Annotated in this window: 15 protein-coding genes, 1 pseudogene and 2 riboswitches; of the genes and pseudogenes, 7 read left to right on the top strand and 9 right to left on the bottom strand. The window is 44.9% G+C overall.

The genetic code is table 11. The annotated features are described in order from the left end of the window. Window positions 1-65: 65 nt before the first annotated feature. Window positions 66-659, bottom strand: a complete 594-nt coding sequence (locus tag ON01_RS12885; RefSeq protein WP_010531470.1) for a superoxide dismutase family protein — start codon at window positions 657-659, stop codon at window positions 66-68. 179 nt (window positions 660-838) lie between these two features. Next, window positions 839-1,057 (bottom strand): hypothetical protein, encoded by a 219-nt coding sequence (locus tag ON01_RS12880; protein ID WP_010531469.1) that lies wholly within the window; start codon window positions 1,055-1,057, stop codon window positions 839-841. A gap of 685 nt (window positions 1,058-1,742) precedes the next feature. Here ON01_RS12880 and ON01_RS12875 point away from each other — a divergent pair. Next, complete coding sequence (locus tag ON01_RS12875; protein WP_010531468.1) at window positions 1,743-2,669, top strand: ABC transporter ATP-binding protein; 927 nt, start codon at window positions 1,743-1,745, stop codon at window positions 2,667-2,669. After that, entirely contained in the window at window positions 2,662-3,921 is a 1,260-nt protein-coding gene (locus ON01_RS12870) for an ABC transporter permease (RefSeq protein WP_010531467.1), read from the top strand. The genes ON01_RS12875 and ON01_RS12870 overlap by 8 nt, the downstream gene beginning before the upstream one ends. A gap of 200 nt (window positions 3,922-4,121) precedes the next feature. Here ON01_RS12870 and ON01_RS12865 read toward each other — a convergent pair whose 3' ends face one another. Then, the gene (locus ON01_RS12865; RefSeq protein WP_010531466.1) at window positions 4,122-5,810 is read right to left on the bottom strand and encodes an aryl-sulfate sulfotransferase; all 1,689 of its coding nucleotides are present in this window, start codon (window positions 5,808-5,810) and stop codon (window positions 4,122-4,124) included. Between the two features lie 166 nt (window positions 5,811-5,976). Between ON01_RS12865 and ON01_RS12860 the strand changes: the two genes are divergently transcribed. After that, window positions 5,977-6,312, top strand: a complete 336-nt coding sequence (locus ON01_RS12860) for a YqzG/YhdC family protein (protein WP_010531465.1) — start codon at window positions 5,977-5,979, stop codon at window positions 6,310-6,312. A gap of 65 nt (window positions 6,313-6,377) precedes the next feature. On the opposite strand, the pseudogene ON01_RS19250 reads toward ON01_RS12860, so the two are convergent. Together ON01_RS19250 and ON01_RS19550 are read right to left on the bottom strand one after the other, a co-directional pair. Continuing rightward, window positions 6,378-6,512, bottom strand: a pseudogene (locus tag ON01_RS19250) (DUF1801 domain-containing protein); the annotation flags it as partial. A 21-nt stretch (window positions 6,513-6,533) separates the two neighbouring features. After that, window positions 6,534-6,686 (bottom strand): hypothetical protein, encoded by a 153-nt coding sequence (locus ON01_RS19550; protein ID WP_175284951.1) that lies wholly within the window; start codon window positions 6,684-6,686, stop codon window positions 6,534-6,536. 281 nt (window positions 6,687-6,967) lie between these two features. On the opposite strand from ON01_RS19550, the gene ON01_RS12855 reads away from it, so the two are divergent. Further along, window positions 6,968-7,870, top strand: a complete 903-nt coding sequence (locus tag ON01_RS12855; RefSeq protein WP_010531463.1) for an N-acetylmuramoyl-L-alanine amidase family protein — start codon at window positions 6,968-6,970, stop codon at window positions 7,868-7,870. 161 nt (window positions 7,871-8,031) lie between these two features. Here the strand turns inward: ON01_RS12855 and ON01_RS12850 are convergent, their stop codons facing one another. Next, window positions 8,032-9,414, bottom strand: a complete 1,383-nt coding sequence (locus tag ON01_RS12850; RefSeq protein WP_010531462.1) for a sodium:solute symporter family protein — start codon at window positions 9,412-9,414, stop codon at window positions 8,032-8,034. Window positions 9,415-9,617: 203 nt separating this feature from the next. Between ON01_RS12850 and ON01_RS12845 the strand changes: the two genes are divergently transcribed. Further along, entirely contained in the window at window positions 9,618-10,898 is a 1,281-nt protein-coding gene (locus tag ON01_RS12845) for a hypothetical protein (RefSeq protein WP_010531461.1), read from the top strand. A gap of 173 nt (window positions 10,899-11,071) precedes the next feature. On the opposite strand, the gene ON01_RS12840 is transcribed toward ON01_RS12845, so the two are convergent. The 3 genes from ON01_RS12840 to ON01_RS12830 are packed head-to-tail and all read right to left on the bottom strand — an operon-like array spanning window position 11,072 to window position 14,737. Further along, window positions 11,072-12,115, bottom strand: coding sequence for a ribonucleotide-diphosphate reductase subunit beta (locus ON01_RS12840; RefSeq protein ID WP_010531460.1), 1,044 nt, complete (start codon window positions 12,113-12,115; stop codon window positions 11,072-11,074). Beyond that, complete coding sequence (locus tag ON01_RS12835) at window positions 12,096-12,530, bottom strand: flavodoxin (protein ID WP_010531459.1); 435 nt, start codon at window positions 12,528-12,530, stop codon at window positions 12,096-12,098. Before ON01_RS12835 ends, ON01_RS12840 begins: the two co-directional genes overlap by 20 nt. Continuing rightward, on the bottom strand, window positions 12,527-14,737 hold the full coding sequence (locus ON01_RS12830; RefSeq protein WP_010531458.1) for a ribonucleoside-diphosphate reductase subunit alpha: 2,211 nt from the start codon (window positions 14,735-14,737) through the stop codon (window positions 12,527-12,529). Before ON01_RS12830 ends, ON01_RS12835 begins: the two co-directional genes overlap by 4 nt. A 113-nt stretch (window positions 14,738-14,850) precedes the next feature. Beyond that, a riboswitch (cobalamin riboswitch) is annotated at window positions 14,851-15,042 on the bottom strand. Between the two features lie 705 nt (window positions 15,043-15,747). Beyond that, window positions 15,748-15,927, top strand: a riboswitch (Lysine riboswitch). Window positions 15,928-16,042: 115 nt separating this feature from the next. On the opposite strand from ON01_RS12830, the gene dapA reads away from it, so the two are divergent. Together dapA and ON01_RS12815 are read left to right on the top strand one after the other, a co-directional pair. Further along, window positions 16,043-16,930: a 4-hydroxy-tetrahydrodipicolinate synthase gene (gene dapA / locus ON01_RS12820; protein WP_010531457.1), complete on the top strand. Its 888-nt coding sequence runs from the start codon at window positions 16,043-16,045 to the stop codon at window positions 16,928-16,930. Window positions 16,931-17,207: 277 nt separating this feature from the next. Next, window positions 17,208-18,830 carry a BCCT family transporter gene (locus ON01_RS12815; RefSeq protein WP_010531456.1) on the top strand — a complete coding sequence of 541 codons (1,623 nt, stop codon included), beginning with the start codon at window positions 17,208-17,210 and terminating at the stop codon, window positions 18,828-18,830. The last annotated feature ends 33 nt before the right edge of the window (window positions 18,831-18,863 follow it).

Genomic DNA, 18,863 nt, shown 5'->3' with positions numbered 1-18,863 from the left:
TTTCAGTATAACAGATCAAAAAAGCCCGGGCATCCCACCCGGGTCTCATATAACACCAACCATAGTCAGTCACTGATAACCCCACAGGCTATCCGCTCACCTGCGTCTCCTGACGGCTGTGATTTATAATCATCTGCTCCCGAATGAATCACCAGTGCTGTTCCACCTTCTTTCAGCAATGAATTGTTTTTGCCTTTCTCCAGCGTGACCATTTCCGCCGCTGCATCCGCAAATGTAGTTCCGTCCTCTTTAACTTCTATATTACGCATATCACCGGCATGCGGTCCCTCAGGATGTTCAAAGCCATGTTTGGCATCAGTCGGATTAAAATGTCCCCCGGCCGATTCAAAGTCCGGTGCTTCACAAATGCCATTTTCATGAATGTGAAAACCATGCGTTCCAGGTGGCAGATCAGATGCCTCCAGTGTCACTTTTACGCCTTTATAGACAGGTCGGATTGTTGTTGTACCAACTTTTTCTTTATCTTTGTTGTACATCGTAACCTCCAGTTTTTCCGTATCTTCACTAACCGGCACTGATGTTTTAGCACCAGGGTTTGAGTCACCACCCCGCGTTTCTTCCATATCATCTTCTGTATCTGCACAGGCAGCCAGCAGCATGGCCAAAGCCAGACCGGCAATCAGTATATACTTTCTCATGTCGCCACTCTCCTTTTACTCGGCAGACTTTTTTCTGTTTTAGTGTGCTCAGAATTGGAAAACTTATACAGAATCCTTAGAATCCTGATATTATCGGGGTAACAACACAAAGAGCTGACCTTCCGATTGTGAAAGTCAGCTCCTTTTGAATAGCGACGTTTTTCGCCAATATCAACTTTTTAATCTTCTAATTTAGTTCGGTTCAGCACATTCATAATCACAACAAAAATCGCTGCAAAAAATGTAAAGATGACGCCTCCATCCAAACGTCCGATAACGTAAAAACAAACAAATGGTATAATAATGGCAATCGCCAGACTAAGGTTCGGCTTTTTATCTAATAAATAGATAGCCGAAACTAGCGCTGCCATTGTGATAATCGCTATGATCCATCCCATTTTATTCACCTTCCTGACAAAATCTGTTTGGCTAAATATAAAATTTCAACAAGATTTTTGGTATTTCTGCTCAATTTCCGGAATATCGACCGGATTTATAATATACCGACCCAATTTACCATATACCAGCGGGGTTTTCGATGTTTCGACCTTAATTCTAAAATTTCAACTTAATTTTTGATTTATCAGCTTAACTTCCAAAATATCGACGGAAGAGACCTGCTTATCATATCTTGCCGCCAATTTTGGCAGCATCAGCCAAAAAGTGGCAGATTAAGTCGGTTTTTTGACAATAACTGCGGATTCTGCAACAACAAAATTAGACCAGTAATTTCTCTCCACTATTCTACACTTTTTGAGTGATTTTTCCAGTTTCGGTAATCTGCAACAGCCCATAACGTGACATCCGCCGCCCATGTTTTATTTTTCCCGCCCATAAGGCGAACCCACGGGAACATGTTCCGCATTTTTCATTAAATTGTTTTATAATCACATACCGTATAAATATAATGTTTATATCTAAAAAAGGTGCACAGACATCAATCTTCAGATATTATTGAAACTTGTGGACTATTTGTGCGTATTATTTGATGGGAACAAATCGGGACATTTGAAAAGGGGAGAGCTGCCGGAATTTTTAACACGAAACGATTTGGTTCGTTCAAATTAGAGAGGTGACAAACATATGGAAACAATGCTGACAGTTGATCAGTTAGAAAAATCATTTAAAGACAAGCAAGTCATAAGGGACATTTCATTTGATGTTCGAAAGGGAGAAATCATGGCGATTTTGGGGCCGAATGGTGCAGGGAAATCCACGACCATCCGCAATATTATGGGTATCATGTATCCCGATGCCGGGTCCATCACCTTCCATGGCCACAATGAAATACCGCGCCATAAAATCGGCTATTTGCCGGAAGAGCGCGGGCTGTACAAAAACGTAAAAGTCATGGATATCCTGCTTTATTTGGCTGAGTTGAAGGACTATCCACTGAAAAAGGCCAAAGAGCGCGCCCTCAGTTATTTGAAAAAGTTCGATCTCGAGGGACAGGAATACAGTTCGGTCGAGGAATTATCAAAAGGGATGGGGCAGAAAGTGCAATTCATTTCGTCTGTTATTCATGAGCCTGAACTGCTGATTCTGGATGAGCCCTTCTCCGGACTGGACCCGGTCAGCCAGGAGTTATTCAAAAATGAAATCCGCAATCTGGCTGAAAACGGCACAGCGATTCTATTATCTTCACATCAGATGAATCTGGTTGAAGAAATGTGCGACCGACTGTTCATGATGCATAACGGCCAGCGGATTATTTATGGCGATATGGATGATGTCAAAGAAAAATATGCCAACTTTAAATGTACGATACGCGGGAAAAATAACCTGCATGAGCTGGAAGGCCTGCCGGATGTCGAGCGGGTGGAACAGGATGAAGATACCTCCGTGCTCTATCTTGTCAAAGATGTGCAGGCGGTCAGCTGGCTGAGAAATTTACCTGAAAGCCTGTCAGTCCATGAATTATCGATTGACCGTATATCATTGCACGAAATCTTCATTGATATTGCAACTGATGGTCACATTGCTCAGAAAGAAGGTGTGTCTCATGCGTAATGCTATGAAAGTCGGCAAGTGGGAAATCAAACGCAATTTGAAAAATAAATCGTTTTTAATCGGGCTGTTCTTGACGCCTGCACTGTTTCTAGTATTCTTCTTTTTCGGAAGTCTTTTCGGCGATTCGGATGATGGCGATGCAGCAACGCAAGTTTATGTTAATGACCAGCTTGGGATTTTCAATAGCTTGGAAGAAACAGTTAAAGCAGCTGATCTGGGCTGGGAGCTTCAGACGACAGATGTAAATGAGGATGAGGTGCAAAATCAACTGGAATCCAGCGAGAGCGGGAATGCCGCATACATCTTCCTCGATAAGCGTGCCCTGGAGGAAGGCGTCATCCCGGTGTATACGAGTGAAGAAATCGGAACAGGTTTTATGAATCAGGTACAGATTTTGTCTACCCCGGTTAAAACGCTGCAAATGCAGCAGCTCGGATTATCTGATGAAGAACTTGCCGCTGTTTCGATGAGCATTCAGTTTGAGGAAACAACGTCAGAAGAAATGGCTGCAACGGATGATGCTGAATCAGCAGGCGGGAGCGGCGGGTTCCTCGGAGAAGATCCTTTCGAACGTGTTATTCCGGGTGCCTTTGCTGCTATTATCCTGTTTTCCATTGTAATCTCCGGAATGTATATCTTTCAGAGTGCTTCAAATGAGAAAAAAGACAAAATTGCCGAGATTATTTTATCATCGGTCACGCCCGGCGAATTGATGCAGGGAAAAATCCTTGGGTATTTTATACTGGGCATGATTCAGGCAGCCGTCTTTCTGGCATTTGCCATTCCGCTCAGTATCTGGCAGCTGGATGGTGTCGACATCCTGGATTATTTGCTTGTGCCTGAATTGATTCTGCTCGTTGCGATTTCCATACTCGGTTATTTCCTTTTTGCCGCATTGTTCGTTGGTGTTGGTGCTACGATGGCCGATATGTCATCTGCCGGTAACTTTCAGGGCATGGTCACGATGCTTCCATTCCTGCCGTTCATTTTTATTGGGCCGGTTATCAACGACCCAAGCGGAATAGTTGCACAGATTGGTACTTATTTTCCGTTTACGACACCAGGCGTATTGCTGATGCGACTCACAGTAATGGGGGAGTGGCCATGGGTGGAAATCATCATTGCGCTGGCAATTCTGGTGGTCAGCATCTGGGTATTGATGAAGCTTGCCGGGAAGATATTCAAGACAGGTATTCTCATGTACGGAAAAAATGCCACCCCGGCAGAAATCTGGAAATGGATCAAGGCATAACGAATTAAGGGAGCGCCTCTCAGGCAGCTCCCTTATCTTCCTTTGCTGATATTAGTGTTTTTCTGCTCAAGGTTGTGCCCTTCTGTCGATGTTCCCCCGTATTCTGTTAACTCTTCCACACTATGAAAATATTCCCACGATCGTATTCACCTTAATAAGGCACAAAATGAAGCAGCGCATTCGGCTGCTTCATCTCTTAATCAGTCGCCCAGTTCAACTTGCCATTCCTGATCAGGATACAGCGGCATTCGCTCTGCGCGGTAAGCCTGTCTGTGACTTTCTTTTTCAAAACCGGATATGACAAGTTCATAAATCACATCGGCCGGTTGTCCATCGCTGACTTCCACTAGTCGGCTGTTCATGCCGTTATCAGCCTCAATATAACCTGAAGTCACCAGCCGGTTGCCTGTATCTTTGAGGTAGTCCGCATCACCAACAATCTTCGAGTAGAAGCTTTCACCGCGATTTTTGCCAAATTGCCAGACTTGCTCAACTGTCATTTCCTCAGGATTAATCCGATACTGGACAGCCTGGCTGAAATCACCGCTGAGCGGATCTTTACCGCGGGTGATGACGACATTATTATCAAATAGCAGATAATCATTCGTTGCATCATTATCGTCGAAATCAGGCATTGTCATCGGAGCATGCGGACCGGCAGGAAATTTAAAGTCGTCACTTTTCGGCTCGAGCAAATACTTATCATAAGAATCCGGCCATTTTTCGTGATCGGCCAGAATCCAATCAATTTTCCCCTCCGGATAGGAAAGTTTCATAACCAGGTCCTGATGACGGCTTGACACGAGAATCGAATCATCTTCTTCCACATACCAGATGGCATTCTGATGGAACCAGTCACCATCATTTGAGAATACATTGCCATAATCTTCATAAAAATCCTCAGGGAATAAATCACGGAAGCTGAAATCCCGTATTGTCTCGCCTGTGTCTCGGTCAATTTCAATCATCTCATCTTCAATATACGGCGACTCCGTATCATGCACGGTGGCCAGAAGATTCCCGTTCGGCAATTCAATAATGCCATGATGTACAACATTTGTATCCTCATAATCATCAAGCTGTATCAGATAGGAGTTGTACACTTTTCCAAGCATATCCATCTCAAGCATTTCGTTATATTGATTCTGACCCTTCTCCTTTGTGGCATAGAGTAGATTGCCATTATCCAGCCGTTTGAAAACATGCGAGTTCCATAACGTTGAATACCAGCGAACATCAGCATTATAATCAACCGCATACGCATAACGGGTACTGGGAACAATAAACGTCAGGCCATTTTCCATTTTTTCAGGATGAGATTCTGCTGTTTCATTCGTCAAAAAGTCATCCGGCAGTGGCTCTGTTTCGGTGGTAAATGTGCTTATTGATGTCTTGCCGTCCTTAGTCTTCGCCTCTATAGTAATCGTATTTTCATAGTCTGGATAGAGACCAAGCAGTGGTATGGTATGTTTTGTTTTATAATCATCATAGGAACGTGGAATATCCCCGCGCTCCTCTTTTCCCTCGACCGTTACAGTAAGTTTGACAGGCTTGTCCGTTTCGAACATGGCGAGCGCTGTTAACGGCGCAACCCCATACGGATCCAGTTTCACAAACGGATCCTCCATCGAATGAGATCCTTTTTCATACTCATTCTGCAGCGTTTGTTCTATATCTTCTTGTTCCTTTATACGGCGTGTGTCATAAGTGGAAAGCTGTTCCACTTCACCGTCGGGGTGAAATGAAACAGCTGTGCTTTCAGCTGCTTCAACCTTTCCATCACCGCCTAAAGCGGCGTCACCCGGACTATCGCCAGTATACTCGATAACAACGAAGAATATCACCAGGATAATCGCCAATACAACAAAGGTTGCTAAAGCTTTTCGCATTATGTCACCGCCTTCCATTTTGAATTAGTATAAACCATTATTAAGTATAAATGATACAGTTCACGCCTACAAGTGAAGACATCAGCTGCAGTTGTCAAAAATCGTTACAGAAACATTCATAAAAATCTCGGTACAGTGCCATCCTAACTGTAAGGAGATGATTTTAATGCGCGCTTTATCCATTATTTTTGGCCTTATTGTCCTTTTATCAGCTGTTAGTGGCACCAGTTATATGCAACCCATTGTTCATGCGGATAAAGATATTCCTTCCTACGCCAAATGGGGGCGGCTTGCGATGAAAGAGACCCAATCCAAGTACCCGGACGCGGACATCATCGACTATCTGCATCGTGGACGCGAGGATAAAAATGAGACATCGGTGGAAAAATTTAAACTATGGCTGCAGGAAGACGACAGGGAATTCGGTGTGTTCATCGATATTGAATTCAATGCCAAAACAGAAAACGTCGTGGATATCACATTCAGGGAAACGTCTCAGTAGCACTATTCTTCTGCTTCAAGATTGAAGCTTTCTGAGCTATCACCCCATTCAACGGCCTTCAGATCTCATCCGTTCACCGGATACTGTGCTTTCAAAAACACAACCGACTGACGGATCAGTTTTCTTAGTAAATCTGTATCAACATCAGCCAACTTACTAATGTAGACACATGCTTTGCCAGTTTTATGCTTCCCCAAGTCCTCCCTGAACTTTTCCTACCGTTATGACCAATTCCGCATAAGAGCGAATATCCCTTTAAACAGCCATTTAACCGCTAATATGATTAATTCCGGTATGGAAAAAAGTAGATCTGCTATCCAGCCCCGGTCTTTCTTTTTTTGCGGGTTTTCCATGTCTCCATGTTTCGCTGCCATTCGCTGCAACCACCTCACTTTTGATCGTGTATCCCTTATACGGATCATATGGGTCAAAAGTTCCGATAATGCAAAAGCCTTGTCTATCAATCTGATATCCCTTGTTTTTTTAGCTTACGACATGGTATGATGTTGCACACAAAAAGACATTTCCATATTTTTCTCGACATATTTCAAAAACCACTCTGGAACTTTTGATCGATTTTTTTAAATGTGCGTTTGTAATTTTCTTATAATGGAAAATATGAGGTAATAGAACAGAAAAGAGAGGAGAGGATTTTGTGGGGAGAGCACGAATACTTATACCTGCAGGTTTTGTGCTATTATTATTCCTTATCATAGCGCCGAATGCCCTGGCAAATAACGGCCAAATTCACGGCGTTGACGCTGACAATCTGAATGTCAGGTCCGCACCATCGCATAGCGCTGAGGTGCTTGGTCAGCTTTCCGCAGGTGACCAAGCTGTCGTATTCCAGAAAAAGTATGGATGGGCACAAACCTATTATAACGGACAAGTTGCATGGGTCGCGTCACACTTTCTTTATCCAATGGAAGATGATGCAGCCGCGAGCAGTGTATCTGCCGAGAGCGAAACAAATACAACAAACACTGCGGAATCTCAACAGTCAACTGAACCATCGGGTACACTTAATGGCTACAGCATCGTCCTTGATCCGGGCCATGGCGGAAATGACCCTGGAGCCATCGGTTATGGAGGAACACTTGAAAAAACGCACACTATGAATACGGCATACAGCGTTGCAGAAGAATTGCGCGCGGCTGGAGCGACCGTTATGATGACACGCTCGAATGATACATATGTATCGCTTGAAGACAGGGTTAGCTTCAGCAATGCGTACGCAACAGATGCCTTCATCAGTCTGCACTATAATGCATTTCCATTTCAAGGTGTCAATGGGTTCAGCACGTATTACCATACAAATGGCAATGACCGTGCACTTGCAAATGACATCCAATCCGGCCTCAATCAGCATATGACATTGAACAGCCGGGGCATTATGCAAGATGGCTATCATGTATTACGCGAGAACAGCGATTTAGCGGTACTGGTGGAACTTGGATTCATTACCAATCCGCATGATTTGTCGGTTATTCGTACTGAAGATCATCAGGCTAATGTTGCTGATGGCATTGTTGAAGGTGTCATTAATTATTTTAATTAGTAAGTAAAGAAGCTGTCCCTTGATAGGGCAGCTTCTTTTATTCCGCTCACTTATTAAATAGGAACACAAAAATTATGATTTCCCGGGAAATAATTGATTGACGCCATGGATAAAAAGCACCGTTCTTAAAAGTGAGGACGGCACTTTAAGACATTTGCTTTCTATTTACGTGAAGTAGCCAATGTTACGGCAATCAGCACCATAACCGCTACCGGCAGTGCGATAATAACACTGTTCAGTTCAAACGGTTTGGCGAGCGGTATTTCCCACAGCAAGGTTGTACCAACACCGGCAATCATCGAGGATACACCGCCGGCCATATTGACGCGCTTCCAGAAGAAGACAGCGAGCAAAGCGGGTGTCAGTCCTGCGCCGTAGACGGTATAGGCATACATTTGTACTTCCAGGACTGTCGGAAAGAACGTGACGAGCACAAACGCAACAATACCGAGCAAAATCGTGAAAATTTTCGTTATGTTAAGCAATTGTTTGTCGGATGCGTCTTTCTTGATATGTTTTTTGACAACATCGTACGTCACGTTCGTTGCAGCCGAGAGCAGATACGAGTTGCCTGTCGTTACAATGAACGCTGTGGCAGCTGCCAGCAGCACGCCCCCGATTACTGTCGGCATGACGGTTGTTGTCGCCATAAGTGCCATACCCGGATCAATTTCCGGAAAAATGGAGCGAGAGGCAAACGCAATCAGTGATATTGCCGGGGAAATAAGTGTCATGCCAACAAGCCAGCCGATTTGCGCCTTCTTGGATGATTTGCCACCTTTGGATGCTGCCAGCCGCTGGTACATGTTCTGATCACCGAGCAGCAAAAATAATGACGGCAGCAGAAAACCAAGCAGCTGCACTGTGTTCAATGTACCGGTCGCCGTCAGATGGTCAGCAGGAACATTGGATGTCACACCATCCCAGCCACCTGCGATGCTATATATCACCGGCAACGTAACGAACAGACCCGCAATGGCCAAAAACGCGCTCAAGGCGTCTGTCGGGGCAATTGAACGCAGTCCGCCGATCGTCGCCAGAAAGATTATTAAAACCGCACCGACAATTGTGCCGGTGTCAACGGAAATTCCCGTTGTCACATTTAAAATGAACCCTATCCCTGTCATCTGATAGGATACGATACCGACGAATGCCAGAATAATTATAATACTGGCAATTAGTCTAGCCGTTTGACCATATTTGGCCTCTAGAATGCCGGAGACCGTATATTTGCCGAATTCATGAATTTTTGGGGCAATCACATATAGAATGATAATACCCAACAACGTGGGAAAAATCAGCATGAATGCTGGAATAATTCCGTATGTATAGGCCATTGATGTCTCGCCGCCGGAGATGCTGCCGCTGCCTGTCCACGTTGCCAGGAGCGTACCTGTTAAGACAATCGTCCCCAAACCCTTTCCGGCCAGAATAAAGTCTTCACTGCTGGAGATTTTCCTGGAAAAATAAATGCCAAGAATCACCATGATCACGCCATAGCCCACGACGAACCACAGCAGATGCGGATTATGCTCCACTCCCATGTTGTTCACCTCATCTGTTTCTTTAATATTCAGACCCTATTTTCCAATTGTACCAAAGGAAAGCGGTTTAATTAAATGTTTTCTGATTGGCTGACAATTGATCGTAGGACTTGCTTCAAAAAGTCCTCATGTACATCAGCAATTTCAGATGTCTTAAGGAAGGTGTTATACTGGACACAATCCAGAAGAAACGAGGTTTTATAATGGATGAACAACTACAGGAAATCATAGACTATGTGCGCGAGACAGTCGGGTTAAACGACCACGAACTTAAACGGTATCAATTTTTCCGGGAAAAGAATCACTTTAACGAAACGATCTATATTTTAAATATGGAATGGTTTCCAACCGGTGATGCTGGTTCAGATGAAGATTTTAATCCACAGGGGACTGCAGTCGTGGATATCAATTTTCATACGAAAGCAATACGCCTGCTAAATTTCGCCGCGGGTGTCAACAGTGCAGACAGTAGCTTATACCCATTATCTGCTGCTAAAGAAGATGTGATTGACTGGATTGAAGAGATAACCGGGCTGACATTTGGCCGGCAGTTTCTGATTGCACATGAGGAGGATACGACGCTTAAATTCGGGGCGGCGGTTGATAACATCCCGGTGTCACCCAGTGGGAGGATCCGAGTCGGATTTAATGATGATGATGTTCTGACAGGATTTTCAATCGACGGTGAATTTCCAAATGAAGCACAAATTGAATGGGAGCCGTTTGCTCTGACACCTGACAAATATGAACCATTTGCAAAAGATCAGTGCCGGCTGCTTGTACTACCTGATCAGGAACAGGAAAAATGGCTGCCTGTCTATGGTATTGAGGAAGTATTCTTGACCAATGATGCAGTACAGACCATTCCGTTTACGTATGGTGAGGATCGCAGCTCTTATATGACGTTGGACGAGGTCTTGCAGTGGGAAGAACCACTGGAAGGCGGCGAATTTGAACAGAAAGAGATTGACCTGTCTCCTGAAGTGGATCTTGTGACTGTACTCGCAAATGAACCGCACCCGGAAACAATTCCTTTAACTGAAACTGAAGTGGAAGCCGGTAAGCAGGAAGTGCTGCGTTTTATGCGCCTTGTTTATCCGAATGAAAGCGGAAAACGCAAGTTGAGCGGGATTCATCTAAAAGATGACTATATTTTGGCTGAGATTAGACCTCTTCAGGAAAATGCAGTAAAAAATGCGCTTGATATTAAGGTGAAGCTGGTGATCGACCGTGCATCGCTAACAGCGGTTAATTATTTCGATCAGAGCAGACTGCTGAAGGCTTTCAGTAACTTTAGCTCGGCTGAGGAACCGGTCATGTCATCTGAGGAAGCATTTGAGTCGTTGCGTGAGCATATCGAAATTGAGCCGGTTTATGTTTATGACTGTGAGCGCGATAGCTATATCATGTGCGGCAAACTGGACTGTGCCTATGGCGTGAATGCAGTGACAGGTGAGCTAGTTGCACTGAACGACATGTTTTAGCCGATGCGCCTTATGAGCGCACCGGCTATTATGTCATCGAAGCTTAGACAGTTGTTAATTGGGAGTCATAATGAGAACTTTAGTATTTTAATTGTGAACTTTAGCGAATTTATTGTGAACTTAAGCAAAAGTGATTTCTCAAGATATTCTGATAAAAACGCCACCGGCTTAGCTCACAAATCATCAAACCCGTTCAGGTCACTCGTTTTCGTATATTGCCGTGATTTTTGTTCGAAAAAATCTGTCTTGGTGCCGTCAAAATTATCGGCGTACGCGCGAATCCACTTCATCGGGTTTTCCGTATGTTCGGGGTAAATCTCACTCAAGCCCATCATGCGCAGCATTTTGTTAGCGCGATACTTGATGTATCCAGCCATTTCATCGAGATCAATCCCGTTAATTTCTGCTAGCACATACGCGGACCATTCGATTTCGAGTTCGACTGACTCGCTGAACCTGCTATAAACCCAATCGGAAAATGCCGCTGTATTCAAATCAGGGTTTTCATCCAATGTTGCGCGGAATAATTCAGAAATAAACCGTCCGTGTTCGAGCTCATCCCGGTTAATATAACTAATCATGGTTGATGTACCGACCATCTTGTTCTTTCGTGCGAGATGATAAAAAAACGCGAACCCGGAATAGAAAAACATCCCCTCCAGAAGTGCCGTATAAACACACGTCTTCAGGATATTTTCAATTGTCGGTTCCTCAACAAACGCATTGTATTGCTGCATTATCGTTTCGTTTCGCTTCAGCAGAACAGGATCAGTTCGCCCAAGCTGAAACGACTCATTCTGCTCATCAAGCGATACAACTGAGGACAGCACATATGAGTAGCTTTCATTATGAACGGCTTCCTGCTGAGCGATGACCGCCATGATCGACTGAACGGACGGATCGGTCGCATATAATGATAACAGCAGCGCCGTCCGTGTTTGCGGCGCATCCAGCGTTGATAGCAGTCCGATGATTTTCAAATACGCATCCCGTTCCTCATCAGTAAGAGATGAAAACTGGCGCAAGTCGTCTGACATATTGATTTCATCTGCCTGCCAGTAGTTGCCGATTAGACGTTTATACATTTTATACCAGTGTGGATAAGCGATATCGTTCCAATTCAGAATGCCGCTTGACTTCCCGCCGAACAGGGCGGTTGATTTATTCGGGTTGATTGGTTCCAGGGTTTTTGCTTTTTCAAGTAAGATTTTTGACATCATGAAGAACTCCTTTCAGCCAATTTTTTACGATAAATTCCTGTGAGCCGCGCGGCGACTGCTCGATTTTCAATCCGTCCCATCTGCTCTGGTAAAATCGGGCCAGTTTATCCACGGCCAGGCAAAAGAGCTCGTCACCGCCGAATTGCGTATCCCCTGTACCGAATAGGGCGACATTGTCCGGTTTATAGCCCACTTCCAGCACAAAATCTTTCACCTCATCAGGGGTCGCACCCATCTCCCACGTAAACGCACCGATGAAAATCAAATCATACGCGGACGCGCTAACCGGCGGATCAATGCCAATCCGATGCATATCTGCCGCATCGCCATCAGCTGCCAGGTTACCAGCAATCAGTTCAGCAGTTTCTTTCGTATTGCCGCTGTATGATAAATAGGCGATCAAGGTTCTCAACTTTCACACCACTCACATTCTTCGACATCGTTGGCCGTTGACCGGACATAATACGTTGTTTTCAAACCTTCCTTCCACGCTTGCAGGTGCAAATCAAGGAGGACAGAAGCTTTAATCGTATTCGGCACATAAAAATTGAATGAAATACTCTGGTCGATATGTTTCTGCCGTGCCGCATTCTGTCTGACCGACCAGCGTTGATCGAGAATATACGCTGACCGGCGGTAAATCCCGTATGTGTTATGATCCAGTTCAGGTGCTGTCACGGCAATTTTGAAGTCCTTCTTTTCTTCAAAATAAAACGGTTTGAATACCGGATCGATGCTGGCAGTCGAATATGCAATCATCGACGTGGATGAATTTGGCGCAACGGCCATCAGATAGCCATTGCGAATGCCTTGTTCCATTACATCCCGTTTAAGATCATCCCATTTTTCACCGGTATAACCTTTATCGCAAAAATATTGCCCTGTCTGCCATTTGCTGCCCGCAAACGCCGGATAGCTGCCTTTTTCCCTGCTCAGTTCCATGCTTGTCTTGATTGTCAGGTAGGCGATTTGTTCATAAAGTTCATCAGCATAATCAACAGCCTCTTCTGACTCCCAGCCGATATTTTCCTTTGCCAGCAGATGGTGCCAGCCGAATGTTCCAAGACCGATAGCACGGTATTTCCAGTTGGTCATCTGCGTCTGCTTCAAAGGCAGTGTGTTTATGTCAATCACGTTATCAAGCATGCGGACCTGTATGCTGATCAAACGCTCCAGAACCTGATCCGGCACAGCCCGGCCAAGATTGATTGAACTCAAGTTGCAGACGACATAGTCACCGGGCTTATATTTTTTCACGATAGTGCCGTCCGCTTCGGTCAGTTCCTCCAAAAATTCGGTCGGTGACTGGTTCTGGGTAATCTCCGTGCACAAATTGGAGCAGTAAATCATGCCTTCGTGCGGGTTATTATTTTGCCGGTTCACCTCATCCCGGTAAAACATGAACGGTGTCCCGGCCTCCAATTGCGATTTCATTATCCGTTTCATAATATCAATTGCCGGGACCACACGCTTCGTAAGCTCTTCGGACCGCACACATTCCAGATAGCGCTCGCGCCACGACCCAGCGCCGCGCTCTTCATCATAGCATTCCTCAAGCGAATAGCCCATTACTTGTCGCACTTCATGCGGATCGAATAAGTACCAGTCACCGCGTTTCTCTACCTGTTCCATAAAATAATCCGGCAGACAGACACCTGTGAAAATATCGTGCGCACGCAGCCGTTCATCTCCATTATTGAGCTTCAAGTCAAGAAATGCTTCAATATCTGCATGCCAGACATCAAGATAAATAGCGATAGCGCCTTTCCGCGTCCCCAGCTGATCGACACTGACTGCCGTATTGTTCAGCTGTTTAATCCACGGGACAACTCCGCTTGACATGCCTTTGAAACCTTTGATCGAGCTGCCGCGGCTGCGGATTTTTCCCATGTAAACCCCAATCCCGCCGCCATTTTTTGAAAGCTTGGCAATATCGGTATTACTGTCATAAATGGACTGTAGACTGTCATCAACGGTATCTATAAAGCAGCTCGATAACTGGCCGTGTGTTTTACCCGCATTCGTTAGGGTTGGCGTGGCAACCGTCATATACAGATTGCTGAGCGCCCAATAGGTTTCAGCTACGTAGTGTCCGCGGTACTCGGAATCCTCATCCTGCATCAGATGCATCGCAATGATCATCCAGCGTTCCTGTGGCAGTTCATATATGTATTTATCATGGTCAGTTGCCAGATAACGAGTGGTCAGGGTATACAGTCCAAGATAGTTGAACAATAAATCCCGTTCCGGCATAATCATTTTACCGAAGTATTCGATTTCCCGTCTGCTGTATTTTTGCAGCAAGTGGTCTGAATAAATACCTTTCTCGGTCAATGCGGTAATAAGCCGATGAAAATCACCATATTGACGAGTGTCATCATAACCTCTGTTTTCTGCTGCTTGTTCATACAATGTCTGCAGATACAATCTTGCAGCGACAAATGTCCAATCGGGATTCGCCTCATCGATATTTTCCAGTGCCAATTTTATTAAATGATCTTTATCAACGGGGGCATCATTGTTACGTGCTTTGTCCAAAATTGCTTCCTTATCAACGTCCAGTCCTTGGGTCACCTGTTCAACTAATGGCTCAAACTCGCCGGTTATTGTCAGTGTCATGACTTTGCCTCCTTAAAAATAATAAAAACCGCTCACCCCGGGGATGAACGGTTATAAAACGACAGAAATATGCAATATGTTCCTATCGTCTCACCATCGCTTACCCCGAGGATTGAAACGCCCAAACTAAGGCAGGTCTCCTGACTTGTGCTTCTGTCTACTGAGGCCCTTCCCGTATAGCTGCCGTGAAGCTTACGATACAGTGGATAGCCAGTTCGTCCACACTTACAGTTGCGGGGACAGTTCCGGAGTTCCACCGGATTCCCTTTTAAGACGAAATTGTCACCTTAATTAGCGAACACTATATATAGTGTATCTATTAAAACTTATTAATATATATTGTATTTAATAGGCTATCATAGAAACCCCTCCGTTGCAATAGATTAAAAAAAGTTGTTTTTAACAAAAATGTATAAACTGCGACGTAAAGTCTTATTAGAGCATTTAGGTAAGCTTTCTGGCGACACAGCTGGAATATACTCGCTTTCCGTGGGCTCACCACGAGCCTCCTCGCTCGCAAAGACCGCTCGCTGTGGGGTCTCTTAGGCTCGCTGTCCCACAGGAGTCTCGCATATTCCAGCTGCTGGTTTAAATCGTTATTAACGTTTCTTTTTTCGCCATAATCGAATAAAACTACAGTGAGCAATTCTCAGCGGAGGCAATATACGAAGACTCCTATGGGAAAAGCACGTGTCCGAAGACCCCGCAGAAAAGCGATCTTTGCTTTTCGGGGAGGCTGAGGCCGTGCCCATGGAAAGCGAAGTATATTGCCGGAGCGTCTCAAAGCACTTATCGATAATCAGAATGATAGGACCATTCTTTATTGAAATGTTCACTATGTCGCAGTTTACATCAACTCCGAGAATTCAAAGCAGTAAAAATTATGAAAAGAACATAAAGGAATTTTCCGGATTAAGGTTTACCTATTAAATTTCTTAATAATGCCTTGAAATTCCAGGAACCCTGTGTTATGTTAAATTTAATTAAATATTTTCCATTTCAATAGATTGAAGTGGGGTAGAGGTGCGAAGACCATCAGTACACAATAAGAGGACTATGGGGTCTGCTGACGATTGTGAAAAGGGGCGTTCGCCGAAACTTAAGAGAAGCTCATATTCTCGAAGTTGGTTCTGCTATTGAAAAAATACAGGACTGTCATATAGGAAACTATATGGAGGGCTATCTTGCGCAAAGAAACGGTTATTGTCACGTTTCTGCTGCAACAGCGTACCCTCGTTGTTGTTTTTTTATTGCGAAAATGGGGGATAGCCTTTTAAAAAACTTTTAAAAGGGTGTGAATAAGCAATGAATTTCGGCCAAGTTTTAACCGCAATGGTGACCCCATTTGATCAAAATGGTGATATTGATTTCAACGCAACACGTACATTAGTCAATTATTTAATTGCAAATGGTTCGGACGGATTAGTCGTTGCAGGTACGACAGGTGAATCCCCAACCCTGACAAATAACGAAAAACTGGACTTGTTCCGCTTTGTCGCACAAGTTGCAGATGGACGGGCAGCTGTCATTGCAGGAACAGGGTCAAACAGCACATGGGCTTCCATTGAGCTGACACAGCAGGCAGAAGCGACCGGTATCGATGCAATCATGCTCACGACACCATACTATAACAAGCCTTCCCAAGAAGGTCTGTATCAGCATTATAAAGCAATAGCACAGGCAACATCCCTTCCTGTCATGCTTTACAATGTACCGGGCCGCAGTGCAGTGGCAATCGCTCCTGAAACCACTATTCGGTTGTCTGAGATCAGTAACATTGTGTCGGTTAAAGAAGCGAGCGGCAACCTTGATGCGATGACTGAAATCGTCAGTAAAACGTCTGATGAGTTCACCCTCTACAGCGGTGATGACAGTCTGACACTTCCTGCACTGACGATTGGCGGAAGCGGCGTGATATCTGTCGCCTCGCATATTATCGGGAGCGACATGAAGGAAATGGCCCAAAGCTTCAAAAACGGTGACGTACAGAATGCAGCTTTCATCCATCAGAAACTGCTTCCGACGATGCAGGCGCTGTTTGCTCAGCCAAGCCCGTCCCCTGTTAAAGCAGCCCTTAACATGATGGGGATTTACGTTGGAGATGTCCGTCTGCCAATGATCCCGTTATCAAGCGAAGAAAAACAGCAGCTGCGGCAAATGCTCCCGCCGAATCAAATAACTGAAGCCGGCTAATGCCCATCCATCCGCTGTATGAACATTTTTTGAGTTCATACAGCTTTTTTGTATATACCCACTGGAAACTAAGACTTTTGTGAACTTCGGGGGAAATTCATAACAACTTGGGGATCTCCTCCCTAAAAATCCCTCTATAGTACTTTCAAACCCTTTATTGACTCACGCACCCTTTTTACCATAACCGTCCTTATTACCAGCATCCATCCAAACATTTCATCATCAATGAATATCCTGCAAACATCTAGAAAAGCTATCGGTAGAAAGGGTGAAAATAATGAACAAAGATTTGATCGATTGGCCGACATTTTTTGGTGCTTTATTTCTGCTGCTTGCTGTCTCCATCCCGTTGGCGGTTTTCCCTGAAACAGGTAAAGAATTCGTTAATATGGCAAATGAGTTTATGACCGGTAATTTTGGGGTCTTATATTTAATTTTCGGTCTGGCTGCTTTTGCCTTTCTGATTTTTGTTGCATTCAGCAAAAATGGCCATATCAAACTTGGCGATAAAGATGCTGAAAAGGAATTTGGCACGATATCATGGGCAGCCATGCTGTTCGCTGCGGGTATCGGTTCGAGCATCCTTTACTGGGGAATGATTGAGTGGGCCTACTATTACCAGGGTCCGCCGTTCGGCATAGAACCTGAATCGAAGGAAGCCATGAATTATGCACCGGCATACGGTATCTTCCATTGGGGGCCGATTGCATGGGCAATCTATACCTTGCCGGCGCTGCCGATAGCTTACTTTTATTATGTCCGCAAAAAGCCGGTCCTGAAAATTAGTGAAGCTGTCAGACCTGTTCTTGGCCGATTAGTCGATACACCACTTGGGGTTGTCATTGATGTTCTATTCATGTTTGGTCTTATGGGTGGTGCCGGAACGACGTTGGCGCTGGGGACACCGATGATTGCAGAAGGCGTTAATGACGTAACCGGTCTGCCGGTAAACCTTACAATGAAAGCTGTGATTATGCTCATTTGTACCGCAATATTTGCAGTCAGTGCGTACTCTGGTCTGCGGAACGGAATCAGAGTGCTGAGTGACATCAATCTTTGGCTCGCTATTTTTGTGCTCGCCTTTATTTTTGTTTTCGGGCCATCATTATTTATCAGTGAAACGACCTTCACCAGTATCGGCCTTATTGTTGACGACTTCTTTAAAATGGCTACCTGGCTTGAGCCATTTGCTACCGTTGGCGGCTTTACCGAGACAGGATTTCCGGAAGCATGGACAGTATTCTACTGGGCATGGTGGCTTGTCTACGCACCATTTGTGGGTTTGTTTGTTGCCCGGATTTCGCGCGGCCGGACCATCCAGGAGATGATATTCGGCACAATGGTATATGGTACGCTTGGCTGTATCTTATTTTTCGGCATCATGGGAAACTTCGGTCTGCATCTACAGCTGACCGGCCGTTTTGACGTTGTTGGCTTCATGAACGAAAACGGTGCACCTGCTGCCATCATCGCCATTCTGAATCAGCTGCCGATGTCGTGGATTATGGTGGCAGTGTTCACAATTCTGGCAATCATCTTCCTCGCAACAACATTCGATTCATCGTCCTACATCCTGTCTGCTGTTGTCCAAAAGGAAGTCAAAGCCGAGCCACTGCGCTGGAATCGTCTTTTTTGGGCATTCACCCTGTGTCTGATGCCTCTTGTTTTAATGTTTATCGGCGATTTACAGACACTGCAGACTGCCAGTATTGTCGCCGGTTTCCCAGTTCTGTTTATTATGGGGCTCCTCGCCTGGTCATTCATGCGGGCCTCCAATGAAGATATCCGCGCAACCAAGGATTATCAGCCGCCAACCATTCATATTGATCGGCAGGATAAGCGGCGTAAGAAAAGAAGATCCGCACTCGAAGTCTTGGAGGATAGGAATCTTGATGACTAGGCTGCCGTCAAGAGGTAGTTCAACGAAAAATGT

Source organism: Lentibacillus jeotgali (genome assembly GCF_000224785.1).
GTDB classification, from domain to species: domain Bacteria; phylum Bacillota; class Bacilli; order Bacillales; family Amphibacillaceae; genus Lentibacillus; species Lentibacillus jeotgali.
The sequence above is the reverse complement of the archived record's forward strand: the minus strand, read 5'-3'. Positions and strand labels throughout refer to the sequence as shown.